The sequence below is a fragment of the Sphingomonas sp. LH128 genome (assembly GCF_000293195.2).
Taxonomy (GTDB): Bacteria; Pseudomonadota; Alphaproteobacteria; order Sphingomonadales; family Sphingomonadaceae; genus Novosphingobium; species Novosphingobium resinovorum_A.
In genome coordinates, this window is the sequence record NZ_ALVC01000287.1 from 1 (window position 1) to 4,624 (window position 4,624).

Consider the following 4,624-nt stretch of genomic DNA (forward strand, 5'->3'; position numbering starts at 1 on the left):
CCGCCGGGAATACGGACCATCCCGGCCGGCGCCTCAAGCTGCATACCCGTCATTGCGATGTCGTCCTGCAAACCGATCACCCGTCCTTATCCTCGACCCCGGGCCTAGCGGCTGGCAGCGCACCGGGCAACGCACCCGGCACGCCCCCGCCCGCTCAAGCCGCCCGCTTCAGGGCTTTGCCGCAGGGGTTGCGGCATCCTCGGGAAGTGCCACGCCCTTCTCTGCGGCGTAGCGATCCCAGTCCGCTGTCAGTTCGGCCAGCTTGTCCGCATGGCTGGCGGCAACGTCGGTGCTTTCGGCCGGATCGGTCGCGAGGTTGAAGAGCTGCCACTTGCCCTCGCCAACGCCGTCGCGCGGATAAGTCGAGCCGGACTTGGGCAGATAGACAGCCTTCCAGTCGCCCTTGCGCAGCGCGCGGCGATAGAACAGCTCGGTGCCGACCGGCTCGTCCGGCGAGCGCACTTCGCTGGCCTTCTCGGCAAGGACGGGGACCAGACTGTGCCCCTCGAACGGCAGGATCGTGCGGCCCTTATAAGTGGTCGGCTGGGTCAGCCCGGCAAGGTCGAGCAGGGTCGGCGCGATGTCGGTGACGCTCAGATAGCCGCGTGCGATACGATTGCCGACGACGTCCTTGCCCGAGGCGAAAGCCGAGACCCGCGTGCCGCCTTCGGTGGGATAGCCCTTCACCAGCCACGACGGGGTACTGTTGGCCTGCGCCCAGCCCGCGCCGTAGCCGACGTAGGAGGTGGCGTTGCCGATGTTCTCCAGCCGGTTGTCGATGCCCAGTTTCTTCGCGCCGCCCGGCACGCCGCGGACCTGGAACGGGGCGTCGATCTCGCTGCCCTCGGGGCCGTTGTCGGACAGGAACACGATGACCGTATTGTCGTACTGGCCGGTGCGTTTCAGTTCGGCGACCACGCGGCCCACGTTCTGGTCCATGCGGTCGACCATCGCGGCGTAGACTTCCATCTTGCGCGCCTCAAAGGCCTTCTGTTCCACGGTCAGGCTGTCCCGCGGCTTCACGCCGTCGAGCGCATGGGGCTGCTGGTCGAGCGCGACGAGACCGAGCTTCTTCTGCCGCTCGAGCCGCTGCGCGCGCAGCACTTCGTAGCCGGCATCGTAGCGGCCCTTGTACTTCGCGATCGTCTCGGCAGGCGCCTGCATCGGCCAGTGCGGTGTCGTGAAGGTGAGGTAGGCAAAGAACGGGCGCTTGTCGGCGGCCCCTTCATCAAGGAAGCCGATCAGCTTGTCGGCGAACTGGTCCGCCGAGTAGTGACCGACCGGGAACTGCACCAGCTTGCCGTCCTGCCGGTAGAGCGAATTGGCCTTAGCCCTGGTCCACGCCGCATTCTGGTCGGCGCCGAAGTGATTGCCCAGCCCCTGCAGCAGCGCATAGGAATGGTCGAACCCGCGCGCCGCCGGGCCGCGATCCTCGGTGAGGCCGAGGTGCCACTTGCCGGACATCAGCGTGCGGTAGCCGCCCTGTTGCAGCAGCTCCGCGATCGACGCGACGCGGTCGTTGAGATAGCCTTCGTAGCCGGGCCGATCGGCAAGGGTGGCGGGGCGCGATTCCACCATGGTCCCGATCCCGGCTTCGTGGTTGTCCACGCCGCTCAGTAGCATCGAGCGGGTCGGTGAACATGTCGGCGCGGTGTGAAAGCCGGTGAAGCGCACGCCGCTGTTGGCCAGCGCGTCGAGGTTGGGCGTCGCGATTTCGCCCCCGAAGGCGCCGAGGTCCGACCAGCCGAGATCGTCGGCGACGATGACGAGGAAGTTCGGACGCGCAGCACTCTGCGTAGTGCCCGGTGCGGCAGCCGATGCAGGCACTGGCGCGGCGGGAAGCGCCTGCGCAGCGGCGGGACGGGTCATCAGAGTGCTCATGAGAGCGGCGGCAATCAGGGCGGCCTTGCGGGTCACGTCGGTTCCGTTCGTGGCGATGCGTGGGAGCGCAAGACCTAACGAGAGCGCCTCCGGTGGCCCACAAAGTTTTACTCTACCAGTTATGTAGAGAATCTTTGTTGTCGCAAGCAGTGAGTTCTCTACTCAAATAGTTGAGTTTAAGGCGGCCGTCCGGTCGCCGGTCGCATCATCCAATGAGGGTCTTTTCATGAACACGTTCCTGCGTGCCACCACGCTCGCCCTGCTCGGGTCGAGCGCGCTGGCTGCCGTCCCCGCATACGCCGAAGAGGCACCAGCCGCCGAAGCCGCTGCCGACGCAGAAGTTGGTGGAGGCCTCGATATCATGGTCACCGCCCGTCGCCGCAACGAGCGCATCCAGGACGTGCCGGTGGCCGCGAATGCCTTCGGCGGCGAGCAGCTGGCCGCGACGCGCACCTACAACTTGCGCGACCTGCAGCAACTGACTCCCAGTCTCGTCGTCACCAACACCAACCCGCGCAACACCAGCATCAACATCCGCGGGCTGGGCAACAACGTCTCGGTCTACAACGACGGGCTGGAGCCGGCGGTCGGCGTCTATGTCGATCAGGTCTACCTCGCGCGGCCCGGACAGGCAGTGTTCGACCTTTCGGATGTGGAGCGCATCGAAGTGCTGCGCGGGCCGCAGGGCACGCTGTTCGGCAAGAACACGTCGGCGGGCGCGGTCGTCGTCACCACCAAGTCGCCAACGTTCGAGCCCGAGGCGGGCGGCGACGTGACCTTCGGGAATTACGATTTCCGGCAGATCCATGCCTATGCCAGCGGCGCCTTAGTGGATGACCTGCTGGCCGCGCGCCTCTACGTCTCGAAGACCGACCGCGACGGCTACATGACCAACCGCTATGACGGTTCGGACACGCAGGATTATCACGATTTCGGCCTGCGCGGGCAGTTGCTGTTCACGCCTGCCAGCAACTTCAAGCTGCGCCTGATCGGTGACTATGGCCGCCAGCATTCCAAGACGGCGGCGGCAGTGCTGACCGGCGTACTGACCCAGTACGACAACGGCACCGCGTTCGCGAACAACTACTACGCCCGCGCCGCGCGCACCGGCTATACGCCGCTGCCGATCGACCCTTCGGCGCGGCAGGTCGATGTGGACGCCAATCCGCGCTACAAGATGAACCAGTGGGGCGTGACCTCGATCGCCGACCTCACCATCCCGGGCAATACGATCACCTCGGTCACCGCCTACCGCGCATGGAACTGGTATCCGCACAATGACGGCGATTCCACCAGCCTCGATGCCGGCACCGACTTCCACCAGAGCAACGAGCAGCGCCAGTTCAGCCAGGAACTGCGCATCGCCTCGGAAGGCACGCGCAAGGTCGATTACGTCGCGGGGCTCTACTACCTGTGGCAGGCGATCGATGCCGAGTCGCTGAATGCCTATGGCAGCGATGCCGCCGCATGGTTCGTGGCGCCCAGCGTGGACCGCACCGCCGCTGCCGCCGCGCTCAACGGCTACACCATCCTCGGCCACTCGCGCCCTGTGACCAACAGCTACGCCGCCTTCGGCCAGACGATCTGGCACGTGACGCCCACGCTCGATCTCACTACGGGCCTGCGCTACACGTATGAGACGAAGACCGGCTGGTTCGAGCAGACCGCCACCGGCGCCAGCCTCGACGGGCTGACCACCGCGCAGCTTGCCGCCGCCAACACGATCCGGTCGCGTTACGGCGTCGCCAATTCCTATTCCGCCAGCACGAAGGAAGGCCGCCTGTCCGGCTCGGCGACGCTGTCTTGGAAGGTCACGCCCGACGAACTGGTCTATGCGACATATGGGCGCGGCCACAAGTTCGGCGGCCTGAACCTTGCCAACATCGTGACGACGGGCGCCTTCGCCGCCGATCCGGTCATCAAGCCCGAGACGATCGACAGCTACGAACTGGGCGTGAAGACCGCGTGGTTCGGCAACAGGCTGACCGCCAACCTCGCCGCGTTCTGGACCGACGACAGCGATTACCAAACTACCGTGGTCGATGTGGAGCGCAACAACCAGTCCTACTTCACCAACGTCGGCAAAGTGCGCACGCGCGGTTTCGAGGCGGACCTGCGCGCAAATCCGGCGCCGTGGCTCTCACTCTACGCCTCGGGCGCGTTCACCGATGCGAAATACGTGGACTATCCCAATGCGCCGTGCCCGATCGAGGTCACCGGGCAGACCACCTGCGATCTGAGCGGACGGCGTCTGCCGGGCGTATCGAAGTGGGCGGCCTCCACCGGCGGCGAGGCGCGTCAGGGCGTAGGATCGGTGCTCGGCCGCGACAGCGAGGTCTATCTCGGCGCTGACTACAGCTACCGGTCCGACTTCAACACCACTGCAAGCCTTTCGCGCTACTCGCTGATCCCAGGCTATTCGCTGGTCAACGCACGCATCGGCTTTCGGGCGCTCGACGGAGTGCTCGACGTTCAGCTTTGGGCGCGCAACCTGACAAACAAGCTCTATTATCTGAGCCTGTCCGCGGGAACTACCGGCGCAGTCACCGGCACGCTGGGCGATCCGCGCACGTACGGTGTCACGCTCAGGACGAAATTCTGATCTTTAAGCCATGGTGTGGCGACCTGCCTACACCATCGACCGATCATCTGGCCGTCAGCTTCACGCACGGCGGCCAGATGTTCACGGACTGTTACCAACTCAGTCCGGCACGGACATACAGATAACGGCCGGTGGAGCCGG

Annotated in this window: 2 protein-coding genes; one reads left to right on the forward strand and one right to left on the reverse strand. The window is 65.6% G+C overall.

Annotated features, from left to right (window positions below; genetic code table 11):
- Positions 1-168: 168 nt before the first annotated feature.
- The gene (locus LH128_RS21255; RefSeq protein ID WP_202950127.1) at positions 169-1,869 is read right to left on the reverse strand and encodes an arylsulfatase; all 1,701 of its coding nucleotides are present in this window, start codon (positions 1,867-1,869) and stop codon (positions 169-171) included.
- A 238-nt stretch (positions 1,870-2,107) separates the two neighbouring features.
- On the opposite strand from LH128_RS21255, the gene LH128_RS21260 reads away from it, so the two are divergent.
- Positions 2,108-4,483: a TonB-dependent receptor gene (locus LH128_RS21260; protein ID WP_008831748.1), complete on the forward strand. Its 2,376-nt coding sequence runs from the start codon at positions 2,108-2,110 to the stop codon at positions 4,481-4,483.
- Positions 4,484-4,624: the final 141 nt, after the last annotated feature.

Bases quoted from the DNA above. Each gene is read 5' to 3' on its own strand.
- LH128_RS21255 (WP_202950127.1), bottom strand. From the start codon at position 1,869: ATGACCCGTCCCGCCGCTGCGCAGGCGCTTCCCGCCGCGCCAGTGCCT.
- LH128_RS21260 (WP_008831748.1), top strand. From the start codon at position 2,108: ATGAACACGTTCCTGCGTGCCACCACGCTCGCCCTGCTCGGGTCGAGC.